23 protein-coding genes are annotated in these 23,178 nt (G+C 58.3%); 14 read left to right on the plus strand and 9 right to left on the minus strand.

All coding sequences use genetic code 11. The annotated features are described in order from the left end of the window. Positions 1-135 precede the first annotated feature (135 nt). A complete protein-coding gene (locus tag HJW02_RS06425; protein ID WP_180971045.1) occupies positions 136-2,322 on the minus strand; it encodes an NPCBM/NEW2 domain-containing protein in 2,187 nt (728 codons plus the stop codon). Between the two features lie 232 nt (positions 2,323-2,554). Between HJW02_RS06425 and HJW02_RS06430 the strand changes: the two genes are divergently transcribed. Both HJW02_RS06430 and HJW02_RS06435 read left to right on the plus strand, forming a co-directional pair. Further along, on the plus strand, positions 2,555-3,022 hold the full coding sequence (locus HJW02_RS06430) for a hypothetical protein (protein ID WP_180971046.1): 468 nt from the start codon (positions 2,555-2,557) through the stop codon (positions 3,020-3,022). Continuing rightward, positions 3,019-3,834: an alpha/beta fold hydrolase gene (locus tag HJW02_RS06435; RefSeq protein WP_180971047.1), complete on the plus strand. Its 816-nt coding sequence runs from the start codon at positions 3,019-3,021 to the stop codon at positions 3,832-3,834. The genes HJW02_RS06430 and HJW02_RS06435 overlap by 4 nt, the downstream gene beginning before the upstream one ends. 6 nt (positions 3,835-3,840) lie before the next feature. On the opposite strand, the gene tsaE is transcribed toward HJW02_RS06435, so the two are convergent. Continuing rightward, complete coding sequence (gene tsaE / locus HJW02_RS06440) at positions 3,841-4,290, minus strand: tRNA (adenosine(37)-N6)-threonylcarbamoyltransferase complex ATPase subunit type 1 TsaE (RefSeq protein ID WP_102722640.1); 450 nt, start codon at positions 4,288-4,290, stop codon at positions 3,841-3,843. Positions 4,291-4,378: 88 nt separating this feature from the next. Here tsaE and rplU point away from each other — a divergent pair, with 88 nt between their 5' ends. The 12 genes from rplU (at position 4,379) to HJW02_RS06500 (ending at position 16,668) form a co-directional block, all read left to right on the plus strand. Continuing rightward, positions 4,379-4,696 (plus strand): 50S ribosomal protein L21, encoded by a 318-nt coding sequence (rplU, locus tag HJW02_RS06445; RefSeq protein WP_022396461.1) that lies wholly within the window; start codon positions 4,379-4,381, stop codon positions 4,694-4,696. A 28-nt stretch (positions 4,697-4,724) separates the two neighbouring features. Then, on the plus strand, positions 4,725-4,988 hold the full coding sequence (gene rpmA, locus HJW02_RS06450; protein ID WP_022396460.1) for a 50S ribosomal protein L27: 264 nt from the start codon (positions 4,725-4,727) through the stop codon (positions 4,986-4,988). A gap of 154 nt (positions 4,989-5,142) precedes the next feature. Next, positions 5,143-5,583 (plus strand): transcriptional repressor, encoded by a 441-nt coding sequence (locus HJW02_RS06455; RefSeq protein ID WP_022396459.1) that lies wholly within the window; start codon positions 5,143-5,145, stop codon positions 5,581-5,583. A 15-nt stretch (positions 5,584-5,598) separates the two neighbouring features. Further along, positions 5,599-6,357 carry a Fe-S cluster assembly ATPase SufC gene (gene sufC, locus HJW02_RS06460; RefSeq protein ID WP_102722639.1) on the plus strand — a complete coding sequence of 253 codons (759 nt, stop codon included), beginning with the start codon at positions 5,599-5,601 and terminating at the stop codon, positions 6,355-6,357. A gap of 23 nt (positions 6,358-6,380) precedes the next feature. Next, positions 6,381-7,817 (plus strand): Fe-S cluster assembly protein SufB, encoded by a 1,437-nt coding sequence (sufB, locus tag HJW02_RS06465; RefSeq protein ID WP_022396457.1) that lies wholly within the window; start codon positions 6,381-6,383, stop codon positions 7,815-7,817. 8 nt (positions 7,818-7,825) lie between these two features. Further along, positions 7,826-9,082, plus strand: a complete 1,257-nt coding sequence (locus HJW02_RS06470; protein ID WP_102722638.1) for a SufD family Fe-S cluster assembly protein — start codon at positions 7,826-7,828, stop codon at positions 9,080-9,082. A gap of 435 nt (positions 9,083-9,517) precedes the next feature. Next, on the plus strand, positions 9,518-10,480 hold the full coding sequence (locus tag HJW02_RS06475) for a glycosyltransferase family 2 protein (RefSeq protein ID WP_022396455.1): 963 nt from the start codon (positions 9,518-9,520) through the stop codon (positions 10,478-10,480). Beyond that, entirely contained in the window at positions 10,467-12,722 is a 2,256-nt protein-coding gene (locus HJW02_RS06480; RefSeq protein ID WP_102722636.1) for a hypothetical protein, read from the plus strand. Before HJW02_RS06475 ends, HJW02_RS06480 begins: the two co-directional genes overlap by 14 nt. Positions 12,723-12,780: 58 nt before the next feature. Next, a complete protein-coding gene (locus HJW02_RS06485) occupies positions 12,781-13,047 on the plus strand; it encodes a hypothetical protein (RefSeq protein WP_102722635.1) in 267 nt (88 codons plus the stop codon). Between the two features lie 84 nt (positions 13,048-13,131). Next, positions 13,132-14,097, plus strand: a complete 966-nt coding sequence (gene bioB / locus HJW02_RS06490) for a biotin synthase BioB (RefSeq protein ID WP_102722634.1) — start codon at positions 13,132-13,134, stop codon at positions 14,095-14,097. 30 nt (positions 14,098-14,127) lie between these two features. Next, positions 14,128-15,477, plus strand: a complete 1,350-nt coding sequence (bioA, locus tag HJW02_RS06495; RefSeq protein WP_102722633.1) for an adenosylmethionine--8-amino-7-oxononanoate transaminase — start codon at positions 14,128-14,130, stop codon at positions 15,475-15,477. Positions 15,478-15,582: 105 nt separating this feature from the next. Continuing rightward, complete coding sequence (locus tag HJW02_RS06500; protein WP_102722632.1) at positions 15,583-16,668, plus strand: hypothetical protein; 1,086 nt, start codon at positions 15,583-15,585, stop codon at positions 16,666-16,668. A gap of 81 nt (positions 16,669-16,749) precedes the next feature. Here the strand turns inward: HJW02_RS06500 and HJW02_RS06505 are convergent, their stop codons facing one another. The 7 genes from HJW02_RS06505 to HJW02_RS06535 form a co-directional block, all read right to left on the minus strand. Beyond that, on the minus strand, positions 16,750-18,528 hold the full coding sequence (locus HJW02_RS06505) for a hypothetical protein (RefSeq protein WP_102722631.1): 1,779 nt from the start codon (positions 18,526-18,528) through the stop codon (positions 16,750-16,752). 128 nt (positions 18,529-18,656) lie between these two features. Further along, the gene (locus HJW02_RS06510) at positions 18,657-19,001 is read right to left on the minus strand and encodes a hypothetical protein (protein WP_022396448.1); all 345 of its coding nucleotides are present in this window, start codon (positions 18,999-19,001) and stop codon (positions 18,657-18,659) included. Then, on the minus strand, positions 18,994-19,335 hold the full coding sequence (locus tag HJW02_RS06515) for an EamA family transporter (RefSeq protein ID WP_022396447.1): 342 nt from the start codon (positions 19,333-19,335) through the stop codon (positions 18,994-18,996). The genes HJW02_RS06510 and HJW02_RS06515 overlap by 8 nt, the downstream gene beginning before the upstream one ends. Positions 19,336-19,358: 23 nt before the next feature. After that, positions 19,359-20,297, minus strand: coding sequence for a glycosyltransferase family 2 protein (locus HJW02_RS06520; protein ID WP_022396446.1), 939 nt, complete (start codon positions 20,295-20,297; stop codon positions 19,359-19,361). Further along, positions 20,294-20,794: a GNAT family N-acetyltransferase gene (locus HJW02_RS06525; RefSeq protein WP_102722630.1), complete on the minus strand. Its 501-nt coding sequence runs from the start codon at positions 20,792-20,794 to the stop codon at positions 20,294-20,296. Before HJW02_RS06525 ends, HJW02_RS06520 begins: the two co-directional genes overlap by 4 nt. Further along, positions 20,791-21,930, minus strand: coding sequence for a dTDP-4-amino-4,6-dideoxygalactose transaminase (gene rffA, locus HJW02_RS06530; RefSeq protein WP_102722629.1), 1,140 nt, complete (start codon positions 21,928-21,930; stop codon positions 20,791-20,793). The genes HJW02_RS06525 and rffA overlap by 4 nt, the downstream gene beginning before the upstream one ends. Before the next feature lie 129 nt (positions 21,931-22,059). Beyond that, on the minus strand, positions 22,060-23,178 hold a 1,119-nt coding region (locus tag HJW02_RS06535; protein ID WP_208050613.1), incomplete at its 5' end, for a DUF5009 domain-containing protein.

Consider the following 23,178-nt stretch of genomic DNA (forward strand, 5'->3'; position numbering starts at 1 on the left):
ACCGTTCTGCGTCAAGACGTTGAAATAACCGTAAAAAACTCCGCCTTCCTCCCGGACGGCCGTCCGGCCCCTGCAGCATGAAAAATCCGCAAAAGCCGGCTTTCCGCAGCAAAGGCGGAATGGCGCAGGGAAACGTCAATTCTCTATGCGCACCTGGTCCGCGGGAGTATTTTCCAGCTTGCAGTCCTCAATGGACCATGTGCGGGGAGGCTGAACCTTGTTATTTTTAATCAGGATGTTGGCGCACCTCCTGAACTGGAAGGGCTTCTGCCCCCAGCCCCTGAAATCATTGTTGTAAATGATTTTGTTGTTGACGAATTTAAGGTTATCCGTGGAAATGGCAAACAGCAGCGGCACGTCGAACGTCTTGAACACATTGTTTTCTATCAGGACATTGCGGTGATAATAATCCTTCTGCTTGTTCAACTGCTTGACTTCCGGGTAAATGGAAATGATGGCGTTCGTGAACTGGTAGCGGGAGGTCAGGTTGTTGATGAAGGTATTCCTGCGGATCACCACTTCATGGCAGGCGCCGCTTTCATACCAGCCCTGGGCGTCCCCGGCCAGCAGAATGGCCGCGCCGGAGGAATGGTCAAACAAATTGCCCTCCACCAGAACCTTCTCAGGCGTCGTGAAAAGAGAACCGCGGGCGCGGTTGTTGCGGACGATGTTGTTGCGGAATACTACGGAAGGGTAAAAATCCGCATTTTCCACGGCGTCCCCGGCCTTGACGGACGGAGGCAGCGGTTCTTCCAGCGTGATCACCAGTTCCGTAGAACTCTTCTTCACGGCGGTTTTTACGGTAGCGGTGCTTCCCGGTTCAAGCGTAGGCCCGTTGATAAAACGGATTTTTTCACCGGGCAGGAACACTTCAAACCCCACCGCCTGGCGGTGCATGTACTTGCATTTCAGCGTATGGCCGTCCACTACCTCCGTCACGCCCAGGCAGGTGGAATGAACGTTGATGGCGTCATCCATCATTCCCTCGAACAAGGCTTTCTCCACCACGATCTCGCCCCGGGTGTTGGAAAAATGGGTGGCGTCCGCCCCGGCGGTGTGCACGCGCCCCGTCCCTTTCCTGACCATGACGCCGCCACCCTTCATGTGGAAATCCTCCGACCGCTGGACCAGCAAAGCCATGCCCGTGCTCTGGTGCAGAGCCACATCATTCAGGACCGTCTTCCGCGCCCGGTAAACCACGCATCCCGGATGGGGGCGGTTATAATTCCGCAGCACCAGCGTATCCCCCGGCTTGATTCCCTTCTGCTTGAGGTTCCAGTCCAGCCGGAGGCGGTTCCCTCCGAGGGGTTCCACCCGGCCGTTCCAGCCCATGTCCGACGTATTGGCAATGATGTGCCCGGTCCCCTTCTCAAAGGCCATGCAGCTCCCCATTCCTTCCTCCCAGCCTTCACCCAGGAAAACGAACCTGTTGTTCCTGATTTCATAGGGGTAGGCTTTTTTGTCTATTTCCACCTCCGTGGACCTGTCGTCCGCATTCAAGACGCGCGCTTCCGTACAATAGGACCGTTCATAATCCACGGACAGACGGTTGATGCTGACGTTTTCGCTGTCCATGACCAGCAGGGGAACCACCTTGCCGTGAAACAGGAACAGGGAGCCATTGCCCTCCACGCGGACATTCCGCAAATCGGTCAGGGTCACGCACACCGGATGAACCAGGGGCTGGTCATGGTTGGAGATATTGAAGCTCATGTTCAAGGCTCCCTCCGGATAAAAATGATAGACTCCCCTGGGGATGTTCAGCACGCCCCCTCCCTGCTTCCGCAGAGCGGAAATCGCGGACCGCAGGGCCGGACCCTGATCTTTCCTGACGCCGGGAACCATGCCGAATTTGGCGGCATTCACCACGGCTCCCTTCATGCCCTGCGGCTCACCGCCCGTTTTCCAGACCAGGTCCACCCAGTCTGCGTGGTCATAGGAATTATTTTCCACCCGGTCAGCCATCAGGTAAAGATGCCGTATGCCGTTTTCCGCTACTGGAACGGAAAACTTTTTCGCAGGCATTCCCCTCTTCATCACGCCGGAACTCCATAAAACTTCGGAACCGCTCATTACACGGAATTCCACGCTGCCGTCGCCGTCCGTACCGTCGTCAATGCCGCAGGCCCCTTCCAGCTTCCACACTCTTGAGCCGCTGCCCTCCGGCACGGGGAGCGGAATCATGGATGTGGCGTGAGTGCCGATGCCCGCAGCGTATTTTTTACCCCCGATGCTCAATTCACCATTCTTGAAAGACCGGTCCAACCGCGTTTCCCCCACCTCCTGGCGGGCCATCAGCAGACTGGCGGCAGGCACTTTCACGGCTGCGGAACCGGATTGCGCCGCGCCTTCCTGCCCCCGGGATAGTGCCGGGAATGATCCCGCAACGCACGCTGCGGCCACAAAACTCCATGAAAACATCCGGTTAAACATATCCTTTATTATACCTTTTCCCCGGTTTTCTTCTATCAGAAAAATTCCAATTCCTGCAAAAGCCGCCCATGGAGAGAAAAGAGAGATTGCCTTCCTCCTCAAATTCGGGGACACTCTTTCCATGCGACCAGCTTTCCTCCTCCTGCCCGGCATGCTGCTGACGCTTTGCGCCTGCGGGCGCGGCGGCGCCACGCTTGAAACGGATAACGTCCAGGCGGAATGGTTCCCCAACGGGAGCCGCACGGCCATTGTCCTGGATGGTGAAACGGAACCTGCCCCAGCACGGGAAATCCAGCGCGCAAACTCCGGCATGACTCTCTTATACAACTCCCTGGGTGACGGCAGAGGCGCCCTGGGAGTCAACGGAGCGCTTCCGGAAACGGCAACGGTTACGTACCGGCAGGGAACATCACCCGCCGTCCTGCACTTTAAGACCTCCTCCCGGGAAATACTCCTCAGCGGGGTGTGCCGCCTGGACGCGGAAGGCAAAACGTCCTCCCTGACCGGCTGGAGCTGCCAGGAACGGGGGACAGCCCTACCCCGCACCGGCACGGCCGGGACCATGACCACGGAAAATTCTGGACAATGAACCTCATGCGGATGCTGAAACCGGGAAAATGGAAAATCCCGAGCGCCCTGCTGGCCGGAGCGCTGGCCCTGGCGTGCGTCCAGTGTTCCGTCCGTTCCCTGGTGTACCTGCCGCCCCAGCCCAAGGACAAAACCGTGTATCTGGAAAAACGCGCCGCCTGGGAGCCCCACCGGCGCACTTTCCACCATAACGGGGCCCAGCTCAGCGGCTGGCTTATTGAAAAGAAGGGACAGCCCCTGCTGGTGTATTATGGAGGGAATGCCATGGACATCTCCATGATGCTTCCCTACCTGGACCGGTTCCCCCATGCCAAGCTCCTGGTCAACTACCGGGGATACGGTCTCAGCACCGGCACGCCCACGGAGCAGAACATCATGGGGGATTCCCTGGCGATTCTCGACTCCGTGCTGAAGGAAACCGGAAGAACGCCGGACGACGTCATCCTGGTCGGGCAAAGCCTCGGCTCCGGAGTCGCCACGCAGATAGCCTCCGTCAGGAACGTGAAAAAGCTGGTCCTGCTGGTTCCCTTTGACAGTCTTCTGGAAACCGCCCGCGGCCTCTTCCCCTACCTTCCCGTCAAGCTTCTCCTGCCGGACCACTTCCGGTCAGACCTGGCAGCGCCCAAAGTAGGCTGCCCCGTCAGCATCCTGGCGGCAGGATCGGACGAAGTCATCCCGCCTGACCACGCCAAGCGGCTCCGGGACTGCTTCTCCACGCCGGTCAACTACCAGGAATTCCCCGGCGCCATGCATAACACCATCTGGCTCAGCCCCGGCTTTGACAAGGCGTTCTCCAGGAGCATCAGCTACTGAGCCGCTTCATTCCACAGGGGCCAGAGACACCCGGCGCAGGCATTCCCCCTCGTGCTCCAGCAGCAGCCAGGAAGTTCCCTCCGGCAGCGCGTCCGGAAACAGGTTGGCCCATTCCACAATGAGCACCGCGTCCCCGTCCAGATACTCGTCCCAGCCTATGCCGAGCAATTCGGACTCATCCTTCAGCCGGTAAAAATCAAAATGGCACGCCCGCAGGCGCCCGTCCGCATGCTCGTGCACCAGGGAAAACGTCGGGCTGGCCGCCGCATCGGAACTCCCCAGCCCTTCCATAATCCCTTGAGTCAGGTGCGTCTTTCCGGCGCCCAGCTCCCCCACCACGCCCAACACTTCACCGGGCATTAAAATTTTACCTATTTGCCGTCCCAGCTCCCTCATTTCCTCCGGAGAATGAGTTAAAACGGGGCCGTTTTTAAAAATTTTATACCATTCGCTCATTTTTTCATGAAATTTTGCTTGTCTAAAAGAAGGTGATATGGTTTATTGCGGCTCCCGCATCCGCGGGTGAACCTTAACAGTGATAGCAATGGCATACGCAATTTTCAAAACAGGTGGCAAGCAGTACCGCGTTCAGGCGGGCGACGTGATCGACGTTGAGTGCATCAATACCCTTGAAGAGGGTGCTGAAGCAAGCTTCGATCAGGTGCTTATGGTGGAAAATGACGGAAACGTGACCCTCGGCACCCCGACGGTGGCAGGAGCTACGGTCTCCGCCAAGGTCGTCAGCCAGTTCCGCGACAAGAAGATCATCGCCTTCAAATTCAAGCGCCGCAAGGGCTTCCACAAGAAAAAAGGTTCCCGCCGCGCCATGACGAAGCTGGAAATCACCGGTATCAACGCCTAATTTCAACCCTTAATTTTATCCTAATCTTATGGCTCACAAGAAAGGTCAAGGTTCTGTCAAGAACGGTCGCGACTCCCGCAGCAAGCGCCTCGGCGTTAAAAAATTCGGCGGGCAGGAAGTGATCGCGGGCAACATCATCATCCGCCAGCGCGGCACCAAGTGGCACCCCGGCAAGGGCGTGGGCATGGGCCGTGACTACACCATTTTCTCCCTCGTGGACGGCCGCGTGTTCTTTGACCGCGAAGGCCGCCGCGTCAATGTGGCCCCGGAAAGCTCCGAGGCTGCCAACTAAATTACAGATAACTCTATCTCCCTGCAGGGGCGGCCATCCACAGGGATGACCGCCCCTTTTTTACCCCTCCCCGCGCCCGAATAAATAACAGGAATTGTTCTTGCAAAACAATTGACCCTCCCCCACTATCCACGCAGAGCATGAAAAATAAGATATGAATCCCAAAACAGATTCCAAACAAGCCGCCCGCACCGCCTCTACCCTCCCGGTTATTTCCGGTTTGAGACTCACCAAGCAGCGACAGGAAGTCTACCAGGTTCTCCTGGAACAGAGAGACCATCCCACCGCGAATGAAGTTTACCAGCGGGTGCGCAAAAAGCTCCCCAGCATCTCCCTGGCCACCGTTTACAACTGCCTGGAAGCCCTGGTGAATCACGGTCTGGTCAATCAGGTCAACTTTGAACGCAGCTCTTCCCGCTTCTGTCCCAATCTCGTTGATCATGGGCACTTCCAGGACACCCGGACCGGCTGCATTTACGACATCACCATCAAGGAGGGCGTGGATCTGAAGGAATTCATCAACCTGCCCGACGACGTGTGCATAGAAGAAGCCCAGATCACCCTCAGGGGCTCCATCATCACGCCGCAGGGCTAAATCCCTTTCATCATCATGAGTCTGGTCATTAAAAATTTGCACGCCAAAGTGCAAGGCACGGAAATACTTAAAGGCATCAATCTTGAAATTCCCAAGGGAGAAGTGCATGCGATCATGGGACCCAACGGTTCCGGAAAAAGCACCCTCTCCAAAGTCCTCTGCGGCCACCCGGACTATGAGGTGACGGAAGGGGAGGTCTGGCTGGACGGACAGAACCTGCTGGACATGAGCATTGACGAGCGCAGCCGCGCGGGCCTCTTCCTGGCGTTCCAGTATCCCATGGAAGTTCCCGGCGTGTCCAACGCCAACTTCCTGCGCGCCGCCATGCAGGCCCGCATGCCCCAGGGGGAGGAACTGGATGCGGTTACCTTCTACAAGACGCTGTATGCAAAAATGGACCAGCTCGGCATGTCCCGCAAATTCACCTCCCGCGCCGTCAACGAAGGCTTTTCCGGCGGTGAAAAGAAGCGCAATGAAGTGCTGCAGATGCTTCTTCTGGATCCCCTTTACGCCATTCTGGACGAAACGGACTCCGGCCTGGACATAGACGCCCTCCGCATCGTTTCGGAAGGAGTCAACTCCATGCGCTCTCCCTTCCGCAGCTTCCTCGTCATCACCCACTACAAGCGCCTGCTGGATTACATCAAGCCGGACGTGGTCCACGTGCTGGCCGACGGACGGATTGTCCGTACCGGCGGCGGAGAGCTGGTGGACGAACTGGAAAGCAGGGGATATGAATTCCTGAAAGAGGCGGAAGGAGCGGAAAAGGCGTAACGCCGCCAATCCGGCAGTCAATCATGAGCGACACACCTGACATGTCAGAGGACGGGAACAAACAGAACCTGTTTGACTTCGACCGGAGCAAGGGGAACTTCTCCTTCCCGGAACGCCATAAATTCAACGCCGGCTACGGCCTGACGGAGGCCACCATCGACTACATCTGCGACGTCAAGGACGATCCGGAATGGGTGCGCCAGTTCCGCAAAAATGCGCTTGCCGTCTTTGAAAGCAAGCCCATGCCCACCCACTGGGCGTCCCCGGACATTGAAAAAATAGACTTTTCCCAGATCCGCTACTATCTTTCCGACGGCGAACGGCCCAAGCGAAGCTGGGACGACGTGCCGGAAGACGTAAAGCGCACCTTTGAACGCCTGGGCGTCCCTGAACAGGAACGCCAGTTCCTGGCGGGCGTGGAAGCCCAGTATGACTCCGAGTCCGCCTACTCCAACATGAAGGAGGAACTCCGCAGCCAGGGCGTCATCTTCGTCAACTCCACGGAAGGCCTGAAATACCATGAAGACGTCTTCCGCCCCTGGTTCGGCAAAGTCATCCCCACGGGAGACAACAAATTCTCCGCCCTGAACAGCGCGGTATTTTCCGGCGGTTCCTTCATTTACGTGCCCAAGGGCGTGAAGCTCAAGCACCCGCTCCAGGCGTACTTCCGCATCAATTCGGAAAACTTCGGGCAGTTTGAACGCACCCTCATCATTGCGGATGAAGGGGCGGAGCTCATGTACATGGAAGGGTGCACGGCCCCCCAGTTTGAAACCACCACCCTCCACTCCGCCGTCGTGGAGCTGGTGGCCCTCAAAGGAGCGAAAATCCAGTACGTCACTGTGCAGAACTGGTCCTCCAACGTCTTCAACATGGTCACCAAGCGCGGACTGGCCATGGAAGACGCGGAAATCCGCTGGATAGACTGCAACATAGGCTCCGGACTCACCATGAAATACCCGGCTGTGGTGCTCAAGGGCAGGCGTGCACGCGGGGAAGTCATCTCCATCGCCCTGGCGAATACGGGCCAGCACCAGGACACGGGTGCCAAAATGATCCACGCGGCGGACGACACCACGTCCAACATCGTTTCCAAATCCATCAGCATCGGTGAAGGGCGCGCCAGCTACCGGGGCCAGGTGGTCATGGGCAAAGGCCTCAAGGGCTGCAAGAACAACACGGAATGCGACGCCCTCCTGCTGGCGGCCAACAGCCGCACGGACACCTACCCCGCCATCACGGTGAAGGGGGACAGGAACACGGTGCAGCATGAAGCTTCCGTCTCCCAGGTCTCTGAAGAAATGCTCTTTTACATGCAGCAGCGGGGCATCCCGAAGGCGGCGGCCATGTCCCTGGCCGTCAACGGATTCATTAACGACCTCGTTCAGGAATTCCCCATGGAATATTCCGTGGAACTGCGCAGGCTCATTGACCTGGAAATGGAAGACAGCATCGGATAAGGAGGGAAATGATGAACCACTTGCTCAACGAAGAACAATTCCCCGCAGGCTTCCTTCCCGCATGGTTTGAAGCCAGGCACCGCCAGGCCCTGGAACAGGCGGGCCAGCTTCCGGAACCCTCCCGCCGCATGGAATCCTGGCGTTTCGGAACTCCCGGCAACGAATCCCTGGAAAACTTTGAAGCCGCCCCTCCCGTGGCACCGGAAGCCCTGGCCTCCATCATCAGGGAGCATGCCTCCATGCCGGACGCCATCCGCATCGTTTACGCCAACGGCCTCCCCGTCTCCATCCCGGAAGAACTGCCGGAAGGCCTCGCCGTGATGGATCTGGAAGACTTTGTGCTCCAATACCCGGACGCGGCCCGGAAACACCTGGAAACAGCGCCGGAAACGCTCGGTTCCGAAAAACTGGCCGCCCTGAACACGGCTCTCCAGCACAACGGTCTGGTCATCATGGCGGACCGGGAAATCTCCTGCCCCCTGGAAATCTTCCACTTCATCTCCGGGGACAACGTGGCCGTCTTCCCCGCCACGCTGGTCATTGCGGAGACCGGAAGCCGCCTGCACATCCTGGAACGCCACGTCAGCGCGGACCACGGCAGCCAATTCTGCGGAGCGCTCCAGCAGCACCATCTTTCCTCCGCTTCCTCCGTCAAATACGCTTTGGTCCAGGAGCTCAACAGCCGTTCCCGGGCCGTGGAGCTCTGCCACATTATGGCGGACGATTCCGCGGAAATGGAGCACCTCGTCAGCCATCCCGGCGCGGCATGGGCCAGACAGGAGACGGTCTGCCTCCTGAACGGAGACAGCGCCAACGTACGCCTGCTTTCCGCCAGCCACCTGAAGGAAAACAAGGAGCTGGACCAGAGAACCTACCAGAAGCACCTCTATCGCGGAGCCTCCAGCAACCTGCTTTACGTCAATGTGCTGGATGACGAGGCCAGCAGCATTTTCAGCGGCATGATCCTGGTGGCGGAAGGTGCTCACGATACCAGCGCCTACCAGAGCAACCGCAACCTCAGCCTCAGCCCCCGGGCGGAAGCAAACTCCATTCCCGGCCTGGAAATCCTGGCGGACAGGGTGCAGTGCTCGCACGGTTCCGCCACCTCTTCCATCTCTCCGGAAGAAATTTTCTACCTGCTTTCACGCGGCATTCCGGAGCACACGGCGCGCAGGATGATCGCCCAGGGCTTTCTGAAACATGCGCTGGACCAATTCAGTGATGAAACCCTCCGCGCCGCTGTAGAGGAAATCGTCCTCTCCTGAACCGTTCTTCATCCGGGGGAAACCGTGTCCCTTTCCTTTTCCTTCGCCTGCGGAGGGAAAACGGAGAAAAATGCGGCTTGCCCTTTCCTCCTCCTTTCGCTTCCTTGATAAAAGCCTCCGGAATGAAGCACGGTTTTATTTGCCGGGAGGCATTCTCCCGGAGAAACGGTCCCGCGATTGACAGGGACCATCTTCATTCATAATGGAAAAACCAGCGGATTGCGAATCCGGCCAAAAGAACGGCGGTTGATGCAAACCTGAAATCTTTTGCAAGGCAGAATTTTATCAGGAATCCACACCTTCAAATTAAAGAAAAATTTCTTTTCCAACAACCGGTCTTTTCTATTAACTAATTCGGTTTCAGAAAAACATGTTGACTTCGAATTCGCAATCCGTAATCTCTGGCAAGATACTCAATTTTCAAAAGGTCATCACATGATTTCCATCGCCATCATTATCCCCGCCTACAATGAAGAATTGACCATTCGGGAAGTGATGCAGGATTTTCATTCCCACTGCCCGGAAGCGGCCATTTATGTAGTTGATAATAATTCTTCCGATAAAACTGCGGAAATAGCCAGGAAAACTTATGAAGAATTAGGCTGTTCCGGCACGCTGCTTCAAGAAAAACGGAAGGGTAAGGCCATGGCCATTAAAAAGGCGTTCCGGGAAATAGATGCGGACGTTTACGTAATGGTGGATGCAGACCTGACCTATCCCGCCGCCGACCTCCCCCGCCTGCTGGAACCGGTTCTCCAGGGAGATGCGGACATGGTATGCGGAGACCGCCATGACGCCGGCATTTACAGCCGGGAAAACAAGCGCCCCATGCATAATACGGGAAACAAGGCCGTCCGCATGCTCATCAACAAACTGTTCCAGGGCAACCTGCATGACATCCTGACGGGCTACCGCGTCTTTTCCAAGCGGTTCGTCAAAAACTTCCCCATTCTCTCCACGGGCTTTGAACTGGAAACGGAAATCAGCATCCACGCCCTGGACAACGGCTATTCCGTCGTGGAAATCCCCACTAATTACATGGACCGCCCGGAAGGCTCCGTATCCAAGCTCTCTACCGTATCTGACGGGGTGAAGGTCATCAAAACCATCTTCGCCGTCCTGATGAACCACCGCCCCCTGTTCTTCTTCTCTATCATCAGCGCGGTTCTGCTCATCCTCGCCATTCTGGCCGGCATCCCTGCCGTTCTGGACTACTTCCGGTACGACTATGTCTTCCACCTTCCGCTGGCCGTCCTGTCTATGGGCCTTTTCACCGTATCGGCCCTCGCGCTGACCATCGCCTTCATACTTCACGGCCTCCGGTCCGCCCAGCGGTACGACCATGTCCTCTCCCTCATGCATTGGGAGGAACGCAATCTTAAGCATGAAAAACACTGACTCCCTCTCCCGGCGCTCTTTCTGGCTCTGCTGCCTCCTCTGGGCCGTCCTCGTTGGGGCCTGCTTTGCCCCGGCCATCTTCGGGGGCAAAGTGCTGGCGCCCATGGACATCATGGACTGCCTCATCTCCCCGTATGCCACGCAGCCCATGGAAAACGTCCACAACCACTTTACCGTGGACGCCATCTCCCAATACCTGCCCTACAACTACTCCGTAGCGCAAAGCTTCCGGCAGGACGGTTACATGGGCTGGAATCCGTACACCCACAACGGAACGGCCATTGCGGAAAACACGATGCTGTGCCCCGGTGACTGGCACCACGTCCTCTACTTCTTCCTGCCCTTCTGGACGGCCTGGGACACGGGCATCATCCTGCAATTCTTCCTTGCGGGTCTGGGCATGATCGTCTTCCTGCGGAGCCGCCAGGTTCCGGCTCCCTACTGCCTGCTGGGGGCGATAGGCTACGGCTTCTACTCCCAATTCGTCCTGTGGATTTACCACCGGTGGGTGCTGGGAACCATGTGCTGGGCCCCGTGGATATTATGGGCGCTGATGCGCAACAGGGAAAAAAGAATCATCGACCTTCCTTCCATCCTCTTCATCGCCCTCGGGTTCCGGGGCGGCCACCTTCAGGCGTGCCTGTTCATCGTACTGCTCACGGGGTGCGTTTGGCTGGCGGACTGGTGGACGTCCCCCTCACGCTGGAAGTTTAAAACCCTCTGGCGCGTCTCCCTGCCCTACCTGGTGTCCGGCATCGCCGGGGGCCTTCTCTCCATAGACGTGCTGGCCCAGACCATTCCACCCCTGATGGAAGGTTGCAGGCCCATTCCCTTCCTGACCGGAATCACTCATCTTCCCTCCCTGGTCACCGTCCTGTTCCCCACGCTCCTGGGCGTTCCGGAAACGATTGACCTGTTCAAACTCATGGGCCAGGACCTGTTTGACCTGAAATTCACCGGAGGCGTCATCTTCGTCCTTGCCGTGCTGGGCCTCTTTAACAGAAAAGCCCCCCTGACGGCAAAATTCCTGATGGTCATCAGCCTGATTCTGGCTTTCACCCCCCTCATCACCTATTTTTATTCCCGTTCCACCACGGTCTATGCCCTGGGCGCCTCCTGGCTGGCCGCGTGGCAGCTCCATGCCTTTACTCAGGAACCCGCAAGAACGGTCTGGAAGAAAATCTTCATCGCGCTGGGCATCCTAACGCTGGGATGGCTTCTGTGCTCCATCCTGATTCAAATCTTCCACCAGGACATTCTCTCCACCCTCCAGAGAAACCTTGTTTCCCGCCTCTCACCCGCTGAAACGGGCAGGGAAGCCTGGTACATGCTGAGGACGGAACGCCTGCTGGAACAAACGTGCATCTGGTATCCCCGCACGCTGGCCCTGCTTGCACTGCTGTGGGGAGGCCTGTGGGCCGCCTCCCGCATCCATGTCCGCGCACGGCACAAGCTGCTGCTGGCCTCCGCGGTCATTCTGTGCTCCCTGGGGGAACAGCTTCTCGTTCAGGCCACCTGGGTCCACTATGCGGACAAGCCCGAATCCGCAGGCCTGTACAGGGAACCCGAATGGCTGCCGCGCCTGAAACAGCAGGTGGGGGACGGTTCCGTCCTGTGCTACACTTCACACAGGGATAAGGACTATTTCCACGACAACCACCTTTCCAGCTTCGGCATCAAACAGGCGGAAGGCTATGAAACCGTCAGGCCCAAACGTCTCCATGCCCTTCAGGACATCCTGACCCATCCGGAAGCCGCCGCCAAGGCAGGCATTTCCCACCTTCTCGTCAACCCGCGCCAGCAGCTCCCGGAAACCAAAGGCTGGAACCTGGTGGAAAACACTTCCCGGTACGTCCTCTTTGCCAACCCGCATTACAGGGGCAGATACTTTGCAAACGGCCCTCCCACGGAAGAAAGCGCTGTCGTGCACCCCAACTGGCTCACGTACAATAAAATGGACTTCACCGTCCCGCCGGGGGCCTCCTCACTGGATATTCTGGAAAGCTATTCCGAAGGCTGGACGGCACGCATCAACGGAGGAGAGCCCGTTCCCGTGGAATGCTCGGAAAACTACGGCATCATCGTTCCCCTGCCCGTTTCCGACACGCCCGCGCATGTCCTCCTCCAATACAGGGACCACCGCCAGAACACCTATTACTGCATCATCCTCGCCACCCTTCTCCTGATTTGTGCCGCCTGTCTCTGGCGGCATGTAAAAAAACGGCCTTCCTCCCCCCATTAAGATAGACCTCTCTCCCGTCCTGCTGGGTAAAAAATCCGCCCTGAAAGACAGGAAACCCGTGGTTTGGGCAGGAGGCGGCTACGGCGGCCAGGTGGCCGTGCGCTTTGACGCAAAGAAAGTCATCCGCCGCAACCTGTTCCCTGGCAAAAAACCCGGCAACCGGGAAGTGTGCGACATCGTAAAAGACCCCGCGGAGAAAAACGACATCGCCGCGGAAAACCGTGACCTTATTGACAGGGCCATCGCCATCCTGGACAGGGAATACAAGCCCGCGCCCGGATTCCAGGCCCTGCGCTACGAGGCCCCGGAACAGCCGGACAAATAAGGAAAAAGGGAAGGATTCCCCACGATATGTAACCCCCGGCATTCTGCCCTTGACGTGAACCGCGCCGGGGGTAGTCTTTGACGCATGAGTCTGACCTCTTTCCTCCTCTCCAGGGTGCTCCAGGGCGGTTCCTGCACCAGAGAAGAACTGATAGCCCTCAGCCGGGAACCGCTGGAGGAGCTGTGCCAGGCGGCCAACGCCATCCGGGAGCACTTCTGCGGAAACGTCTTCGATCTCTGCACCATCATCAACGGGCGCAGCGGCAAATGTTCGGAAAACTGCAAGTACTGCGCCCAGTCCGCCCATTACTCCACCGCGGTGGAGGAATACCCCCTCTTAAGTGATGAAGCCCTGCTGGCGGGCGCCAGGTACAATGACGAACGGGGCATCCTGCGCTATTCCATCGTCACCTCCGGCAAGAGGCTGACGGATGCGGACGTGGATCGGCTCTGCGCCAGCTACAGGCACATCGCCGAACGCTGCGGCATCTCCCTCTGCGCCTCCCACGGCCTCATCTCCAAAAAGCACTGCGAACAATTGAAGGCCGCGGGCGTCTCCCGTTACCACAACAACCTGGAAACCTCCCGCCGCAACTTCCCGAACGTCTGCACCACGCACACATACGACGACAAGCTGCAAACCATCAAGTGGGCTATGGAAGCCGGGCTGGAAGTGTGCAGCGGCGGCATCATGGGGCTGGGGGAAACCCTGGAGGACCGGATAGATATGTACATGGACATCGCCGCACTGGGCATCAAGTCCGCGCCCATCAACTTCCTGACGCCCATCCCCGGTACGCCGTACGCGAACATGACCCCGCTTGGGGAGGAAGACCAGCTCCGCATCGTGGCGCTGGTGCGCTTCATCATGCCGGATGGCTTCGTCCGCATCGCCGCCGGAAGGAACACCATGAAGGACCACGGCAGGAAAATCTTCATGTCCGGGGCGAATGCCGCCATCTCCGGGGACATGCTCACCACCTCCGGCGTCACCATCCGGGAAGACTTGGCCATGCTGGCGGAGCTGGGCTATGAAGTCCGCATGAAATAAGGGCTGTCCCGTTTTCCCGCTCCTTTCCCCATGAATCACTCCGACTGGTCAAAAAAAGATCTGGAATACATCTGGCATCCCTGTTCCCAGATGAAAGACTATGAAACGCTGCCCCCCATCGTGATCGAACGCGGGCAGGGAATCCACCTGTACGACGTGGACGGGAAGCGCTATCTGGACGTGGTCAGCTCCTGGTGGTGCAACCTGCTCGGGCACTCCCACCCTAAAATCAACCAGGCCATCAAGAACCAGCTTGATTCCCTGGAGCACGTCATCTTCGCCAACTTCTCGCACAAGCCGGCCATCACCCTGTGCGAGGAGCTGATGAAAAAAATCCCGCAGGGACTCTGCAAGTTCAATTTTTCCGACAACGGTTCGGCGTCCATCGAATCCGCCATGAAAATGAGTTTCCAGTACCACTACCAGACCGGAAACCGCCAGAAAGTGCGCTTCATGTCCCTGAGTGACGGCTATCACGGAGAAACCCTGGGAGCCCTCTCCGCAGGCGGCCTGGACCTTTACTCGGAACTCTACAAGCCCCTGCTGCTGGACATCGTGCGTATACCCGCTCCGGACTGCTACCGCTGCCCCAGGGGAAAAAAACGCGGTTGCTGCCAGGCGGAATGCATTGACGCGGCGCAGGAGGCCTTTGCACGCCATGGGGATGAATGCGCCGCCCTGCTGGTGGAACCCCTGCTCCAGGGTTCCGCAGGCATGCGGATGTATCCCCCCGCCTACCTGGCGAAGCTGCGCGCCCTGTGCGACGCCTATAACGTGCACCTCATTGCGGATGAAATCGCCACCGGCTTCGGCCGCACGGGCAGCATGTTCGCCTGCGACCAGGCCGGCATCTCCCCGGATATCATGTGCGTCTCCAAGGGGCTCACGGGCGGCTACATGCCCATGTCCATCACCATCACCACGCAGAAGATTTACGATGCCTTTTATGCGGACTACCGGGAAGGAAAGGCCTTCATGCACAGCCATACCTACTCCGGCAACCCCCTGGGCTGTTCCGCCGCCCTGGCGGTGCTGAAGATTCTGGACGAGGAACAAATTATTTCCCGGGCGCAGGAAAAGGCCCCCCTCTTCCACCGGATGATCGCCGATGCGCTGGGGAACCATCCGCACGTGGGGGAAATCCGCAGCCTGGGCCTGGTGAACGCCATTGAACTGGTGGAGGACAGGGAAACCAAGAAGAGCTTCCCGTCCGAACGGCGGCTGGGATACCAGATTTACAAGGAAGCGCTTAAACAGGGCCTGCTGCTTCGGCCGCTGGGAGACGTCCTGTACTTCAACCCGCCCCTCATCATTTCCCCGGAGGAAATGGAGGAGGCCGTAGCCGTCTGCTCCGCCTGCGTCCGCAAGGTGCTGGGGTAAACATTTTTCCTCCGTAACAATATGTGCTGTTCTTTTTTTGAAGAAAAGCTGCAACTTTTCTTCAGGGGAGGGGTTTGTAAAAATACCCTGTAACCTCATACCGTCATGATACACTTCACCCCGCTCCGCAAACGTCCGGCGCTTTCCGCGCTGATGCTTCTCATCCTGGGCTCCGGTTTCTGCCAGGCTCAGGAAATGCTTACCGATTCCGCAAGGAAGGAAGCCACCGAGTGGCTTAAGGAAGTCAAATCCGGCTACCTGAACACCAGCTCCGCCCGTATCCAGAAGGCTGTGACCGCCCTCACCGCGGCCACCAGCACGGAAAACGCCGCCATGAAACTTTATGTAGACGCCATGAAAGACCGCTTTCTGAACCCGACCAGCATGATGTCCCGCATGCTGAACCGGGGCGGAGGGGGAGGATTCCGGATGATGCGCATGCCGGGCTCCGGAGGAAGAGGAGGCAGCAACGGCAACAGCAGCAAGCCGGACAGCCCCAGCACCGCCTTTTCCAACTGGCGCAAGCAGAATACGGGGAACAACGTGGCCCCAGGCTTCAAAAAAGCCCTTCAAATCCAGTGCAAATGGATGCTGCTGTGCCTGAGAAAGGCGGATGCCGAGAAGAACGAGCGCGAACTCAACGTTTCCTCCAGCGTCTTGTCCATGCTGGATGAAGTGGCCGCCAACGCCAAGGATGTGGGCGAACAGCTCCCCATGGTGGGCGGAGCCAGTGAAGTAATCCGCTCCTACCTGAACATCAGCGACTACCGTTCGGATACCCTGCCGGACAACCTGATGGACCTCAACACCATCTTCGACCGCGTGCTGCTGGCTCCCTACAAGGAAAAAAAGGATGTGGAAAACTTCCGGAAACTCTGGAACAAACGCATCGGACTGGAAGCGACCCTGCTGCAAAATAATTCCGCCAGCGACAAAAAAACGGCGGAAGTGGAAAAAGCCAGCTTCCTGGTCAAAAGGCAGTGGGAACGGGAAAAGGCATGCTTTGAGCTCGGCGACCAGATGGCCGCCCTTGAAAAAATGAAAAGCCTGATTTCCGGCATCAAGGATCCCGCTGAAAAACAGCGCGCCATCCGCGACCTGGAATTCCTGCTTCTTACCCCGGCGGAACAGGCAAAACTCCGTGAAGAGCGCACAAACAGGCGCATGCCCGGCGGCGGCCCGCGCTTTTAACAACCGTCGACAGCTCCAATTTCCCTTTCATCCCCCGGTGCGCAGCGTGCATCGGGGGATTTTACTTTCCGGCGCGGCGCATCACCGGGACGGAGGCAGTTCCTGCTTCCCGGGCTGGAACCATGTCTTGCGCAGGCGGTAAATGCGCACGCCCTCAATATTCTCATCCAGATGCCAGGCCGTGCGTACGCCGTGCCGCTCCCATATATGGCGGCTGAGCATCCCCATGAACTTGCTGTCCATGTCGGAAACGTCCCCCTGCGGAGTCAGGCAGACAATATATACGTTATCCCTGCACAGGTTCAGGGAGGACTGCCCCTCCCAGCCCATCTCCTTCAGCTTCCGCTGCACGGGCTTCAACGGAAAATTCCAGCCGCCCAGCGTCACGACATTCTTCCGGGAACAGCTCCATGCCTTGCGGAAAACGGACTGTCCCGGAGCCAGGTCGTCAATGGTGCCGCCGGACATCTGGACGCAGAACAGGGAATCCGGTTCACGGTCCACCCGTTCGCACAGCAGGCGGCCGGCATCCGGGGAAAAAGACTCCAGATTGGCCTCCCACACGGCGGCGCACGCCTGTGACAAAGAAACGGCGAACGCGCAGAACATGGGCACGCCGCCTGTCAGGGAGCCCTTTCCGGTCCATTTGAAACGAATGGGGCGGTATTTATCCGACCACAGCAGGCACAGCCCGGCAATCAGGAACGTGGGATACACCACGCGGAAATACAGGCGGTCTATGCTGGACATGTACAGCAGAATCAGCACCAGCAGGGCGCCCACGCAGAACACCAGAGCCGGGGAATCCCCCCGCCGGAAAGACACGCGGCAGGCCAGGCCGAATAAAATCCAGCACGGCAGAAGGTCCATGACGGAATCCCAGGAAAACAGATGAAGGGCCTTCTCCCCGCGGACCCAGGCCCTGGGCCAGAACTCGCCCCCGTCCCGCGCCAGCAGAAGCCTTTCCAGATAATCCGTGTTGAAAGCGTCCATATCGCAATTGGTGAACATCCGGACCATCTTGATATCGTTGGCGAACACGCCGTACTCCTCGCACTGGTAGGCGCCCTCCGGCCTGATGGGGCATGTGTCCGAAAGGAGGGCGCGGGCCTGGTTCCACGCCGCCACGTCACAGCCCTCCAGCACATTCCGGTGGGCGTGCTTGTTATACTCATTCAGACCGAAGGAGACTGCCAGTACGCCGGCCAGGGCCAGCCAGAGACGGCCGCGGGCACGCATCTTTTCCCGGGACGGTTTAAACCCGTCCAAACTGCCAGCCAGCAGGATGGCCCCCCAGAAAGCATCGCACACCAGGGCGGCGTCCAGCCGGATCATGCTGCCCAGCACGCACAGGAATCCCCCCGTGCACAGTCCCTTCCAGGAGGAGGAACCGTACTTCAGGCATACCAGCACTCCGGTGAACCCCGTCAGGAAGGCGGCATGGCTGAATTGCAGGGCGGCATAAAAGCCCGGCATGATTAAAAGCCACACCAGCAGCAGGACCAGCGTATTGAAATCATATCTGCGCGCCTTGCGGGCGTGCGCCGTCAGCATCGTGAAAATGGCCGCTCCGCTGGACAGCGTGGCAAGCGCCAGGAACACGGGCCAGACGGACAGGCCGCCCAGAACGGGAGCCGCTTTCAGCAGCAGCCCGGTCAGCAGGGGATTGACGAAAATGACGTGAGCGTCCGCGTAGGAGGGGTCGCCCCAGCCGTCAAGCACGGACGCAATCACCAGATCGTCATTGGATTGGTACGCCACGCCCACAATGCTCCAGGCCAAAACCAGCAACAGCAGGTTGAACCATACGGGATGGAGCAGCGGAAAAAGCGATACCCATCTCCAAACCTGTTTCAACATAAGCAAATTCCCTGACTTTGCGGGCTGTTCTCCCTGCCCGGGCCCGCATACTAGAAACGGATAAAATGAAAGTCAAGAGCCTATCCCGGCGCAAAGCCCGGAAGGACCAAAAGGCCATGGCCGCCGCCTCAGCGGTTCAGGCAGATGATAATGCCCGCAATAATCATCAGGTTGCCGCCCACCTTGCGCATGGTAATGGGCTTGCCGAAAAAAATCCGGTCGAAGAAAAGGATGTACACGTATGCGGAGCATTCCAGCACATTCACTGTAATCATCGGCAAATGGGACAGGCAGTAAAACGTGAGCAGGCAGCAGCCCAGGAAAATGGAATACGCCGTCACGGTGGCCGGATTCACGAAATAGGAAAGGCCGGACAGCCGTTCGTTCATGGCGGACTTTTTCAGAATCACCTGCGTGCAGGAGGCCAGGAAAACGGAAAACAGGTTCAGGCCGATGTAGAATTCCTCATTCATGCGCGTCCTCCTCCGTGGAAACAAGAATAATGCCGCTGATAATCAGCACCGCCCCTGCCGCCAGCGTCCAGGAAAGGGTCTCCCCCAGGCAGAGCCACGCCAGCAGGATTCCCCAGATGACCACGGCGGAACGGTTGGCATAAGCCACGCCCAGATTGAACTTTTTCAGCATCACCTGCCACCCTGCCGCATAAATGCCCAGCAGGAACAGCACGCCGGCCAGCAGGGCGAACCGGTGCCAGTCCGTCCAGCTATAGGGAGCCGCCATCCGCCCCAGAACGGTATTCAGGGCGTAAACGATGAACAGCAGGTGCAGAATAAGGTAGTTGATCATGAGAGAAAAAAGAGCGGAGGAACTCACTCATACCGGCGCGCCACCACTACGGCGGGCCTGTGCTTGGTCTCCTTGTAAATCTTGGAAATGTAAATGCCGATGACCCCCAGGCTCATCAGAATCAGACCGCCGACCAGCCAGATGGAGGCCACGGAGGAGGCCCAGCCGGGAGGCGCCACATTGTACAAAAGCTGGCGCACAACCACCCAGATGACGTACAGCATGGCAATCAGGGTGACCCCCAGTCCGAAGTAGGAAATGTACACCAGCGGCCTGGCGCTGTAGGAAACCACGGAATTCATCGCCAGCGCCATCTTCTTGCGGAAGGTGTAGGTGGTGGGGGAAGAGGACGCCTTCTTCACCGTGCACGGCACCTGCCGGAAGCCGGCGGAAACGCACAAGCCGAAGAAAAAGGGCTCCCGGTCCTGGAATTTCAACATCTCCCGCAGGAAACGCGCGCTCATCAGCCGCGCCGTGACCATGTTCCTGGTAATCTGCTGGTCGGAAAGCAGGTTGAACAGCGTGTAAAACAACTCTCCGGAAACGGCTTCAAACAGGCCGCCCTTTCTCTTCTCCTGCACGCCGTACACCACGTCCGCCCCGGTGGAGGCCATCTCCCGGGAAAAATCCGCCAGCCATTCGGGGGCTTCCTCCAGATCACTGTCAATCAGGAACACGCGCTCTCCGCGGGCTTCCTCGCAGGCTACGTACATGGCCAGATGGTGGCCGAAATTGCGGGACAAATCCACCACGCGCACCCGGCTGTCCTTTTCCCGTTCCTTCAGGGCCTGTTCCAGCCCTCCCCTGGGGCAGCCGTCATTCACCAGCACCACCTCTGTGCGGGAGGGGTCATAACCCGCCTCAAGCGCGGCGGCAAAACTGCGGGAACAGAACTCCGCCAGATAGCCACCCGTGCAGTACACGGTAGCCACAATGGACAGTTGAACCTGTGGATCAGTCATAACATTTTTACATACATCAGAACGCGCTTTCTTTCCCCGTTCTTCTCGCACTCCCCGTCCTCTTCCGGGGCATGGGAAAATCCCATGCGTTCATGAAAACGGATGGAAGCGGCGTTATTCTCCAGAATCCGGGCGTACAGCCGTTCCAGCTCCAGCTCTGTTGCAGCCAGCTCCATCATCCGCGCATACGCGGCGGAAGCCGGGCGCAGTTCCCTGAATCCCCGGTCATACAGATAAATGCCTATCTCACCGCGGCGCGCGGCGCGGTCAAACCACGGCAGGTACACCAGCCCCAGCGGCACCCGGTCCGCGTAAATCACGCAGGCAAGGGCGTCCTCACCGCGGATATTCCTTTCCAGCCATGCCTGGTGCTGGTCCTCCGTTACCTGGTCCAGCAGAAAAAAAGGGCTGACCGCGTCGGAATTGCGCCACATGCGGAGCTGCATGCGCATGGACTCGTCCACATCGGACACGTTGACCAGGTGAATCTTCATCATTCTTCAAACTCTTCCAGGCCGAACCCGGCCCGCAGCACTTCCCGGCAGCCCTCTTCCCCCAGGTCATAATACAGGGGAAGCCTCAGCAGCGTTTCACTGGTGCGGTCCGTATGCGGCATGGGCCCGGCACAACGCCCAAACCTCACCCCGGCGGGGGAGGAATGCAGGGGGATGTAATGGAACACGGCCTTGATTCCGCATTCCGCCAGTTTGCCAATCAGGCTGGTGCGCTCCTCCAGAGAATTGAGCAGGATGTAATACATGTGCGCGTTGTGCGCGCAGTGTTCCGGAACGCACGGACGCCGCAGGACGCCCTGTTTTTCCAGGGGTTCCAGCGCGCGGTGGTACATATTCCACCACTTCAGTCTTTCCCCGTTGATCTCCTGCCCGTGTTCAAGCTGAGCGTACAAATAGGCGGCTGTCATCTCTCCGGGCAGGTAGGATGAGCCTACGTCCACCCAGGTATACTTGTCTACCTGGCCGCGGAAAAACTTGGCCCGGTTGGTTCCTTTTTCCCGGATAATCTCCGCGCGCTCCATAAGCTCCGGATCATTCACCAGCAGGGCGCCGCCCTCTCCGGAAATGACGTTCTTGGTCTCATGGAAGCTGTAGCACCCCAAATGGCCGATGGAACCGAGTCTGCGCCCCCTGTAACAGGAACCTACGCCCTGGGCGGCGTCTTCAATCACGTACAAATGGTGCCGCCGGGCAATCTCCATAATCGCATCCATCTCGCACGCCACGCCCGCATAATGAACTACGCAGATGGCGCGGGTGCGGTCCGTGATGGCCGCTTCAATCAGCGTCTCGTCAATATTCTGCGTATCCGGCCTGATGTCCACGAACACCGGAACGCCGCCGCGCAGCACAAACGCGTTCGCCGTGGAGACGAACGTATAGGAAGGCATGATAATCTCGTCGCCGGGGCGGCAGTCGATCAGCAGGGCGGCCATCTCCAGAGCCGCGGTACCGGAATGAACCAGCAGGGCCTTCCCGGCCCCGGTGCGCTCCATGAGCAACTCATGGCATTTCTTCGTATAATAGCCGTCCCCGCATAAATGGGCACGCTGGATGGCGTCCCGGATATAATCCAGTTCGGGACCGTGTTTGTGAGGTTGGTTGAAAGGAATCTCCATGGCTCCAGAAAGGACCGGCTCATGACGAACGCCCGGCGCAGGCATGCCGGTCCCCGCGGAAAACGCTCCACGCGGCAGCGCAGCCTGCACGCGGAAGACCCTACTATGAACGGAGGGCTGAAAACAAGCCTAGACCTTGATGAAGGTCCGGTTTTTGTACATGTAATACAGCACGCCCCAAATCAGGGCGTAATTGCACAAATAAAAGACAAACCGGTTCGCATCCCCGAAACACTCGCTGAACCCGGTGAACAGCACCCGGGAGAAATTGCGCGTGGGGGGGCACAGCTCCGCCCACATGTACACGAAAATGGCATTGCTCCCGATCACGGAAAAAAAGAACGTCAGCCAGTTCAGTTTCAGCACATCCGTTAGCAGGTAGAACAGGGCCAGCAGGAAATAGCACCATCCCGCCGCCCACAATACCATGGAGCTGGTGAACAAATGCTTGATGATCGGAAAATCCAGGCTCCAGACATATCCCAGAATCAGGCAGCCCGCACCTGCGCCAAGCAGCCACGCCAGTTTCTTCCCGTGCCCCTGCACCCCTTTCAGAATCTGGCCGCCCAGCAGCCCGAGCATGGTCATGGCCCCAAAGCCGAACTGGGCCAGAATCCACGCGTAATTCGTCTTATCCTGCCAATCCCCCATCAGGTACTTGTCCAGCAGCAGTGCCAGGTTCCGTCCCGGTTCCAGCATCCCTGCCGTGCAGGAACCCACTACGGGGTCGGAAAAAGGAACAAACTTCATGACCAGCCAGTACACAACCAGCAACAGCCCTGTTACCACTACCTGCCACCGGATGGACAGATGAAGAAGGCAAATGGCCGCAATCAAGTAGCCGGAGGCGATGGCCTGGAGCGTATTGCAGTACAGGGACATCTTGGACGGTTCAAAACTCAGCAGGTTCCCCTGCACCACCATCCCCAGCAAAAAAAGCACCACCACCCGCTTGGCCACCTTCAGGTAAATCTTCCACATGGGTTCCGTGCCGATGCGCCTGGAAAAGGAAAACGGCATGGCTGTCCCCACAATGAACAGGAAAAGGGGCATCACCAGGTCCCAGGCCGCAAACCCCTCCCAGTTCACGTGCGCGCTGTGCTTCACCAGCCATGCGGGGCTCTGGTCATAAAAAAGATTGATGCCGGCTACCACCAGCGCCAAGCCTCCGGTCAGAAAAAACATGTCAAAACCCCGCAGGGCGTCAATGGCCGCAATCCTCTGCGGCTTGGTACCGGAAGCTGAACT

This window comes from Akkermansia sp. GGCC_0220, from assembly GCF_017566105.1.
Taxonomy (GTDB): Bacteria; Verrucomicrobiota; Verrucomicrobiia; order Verrucomicrobiales; family Akkermansiaceae; genus Akkermansia; species Akkermansia massiliensis.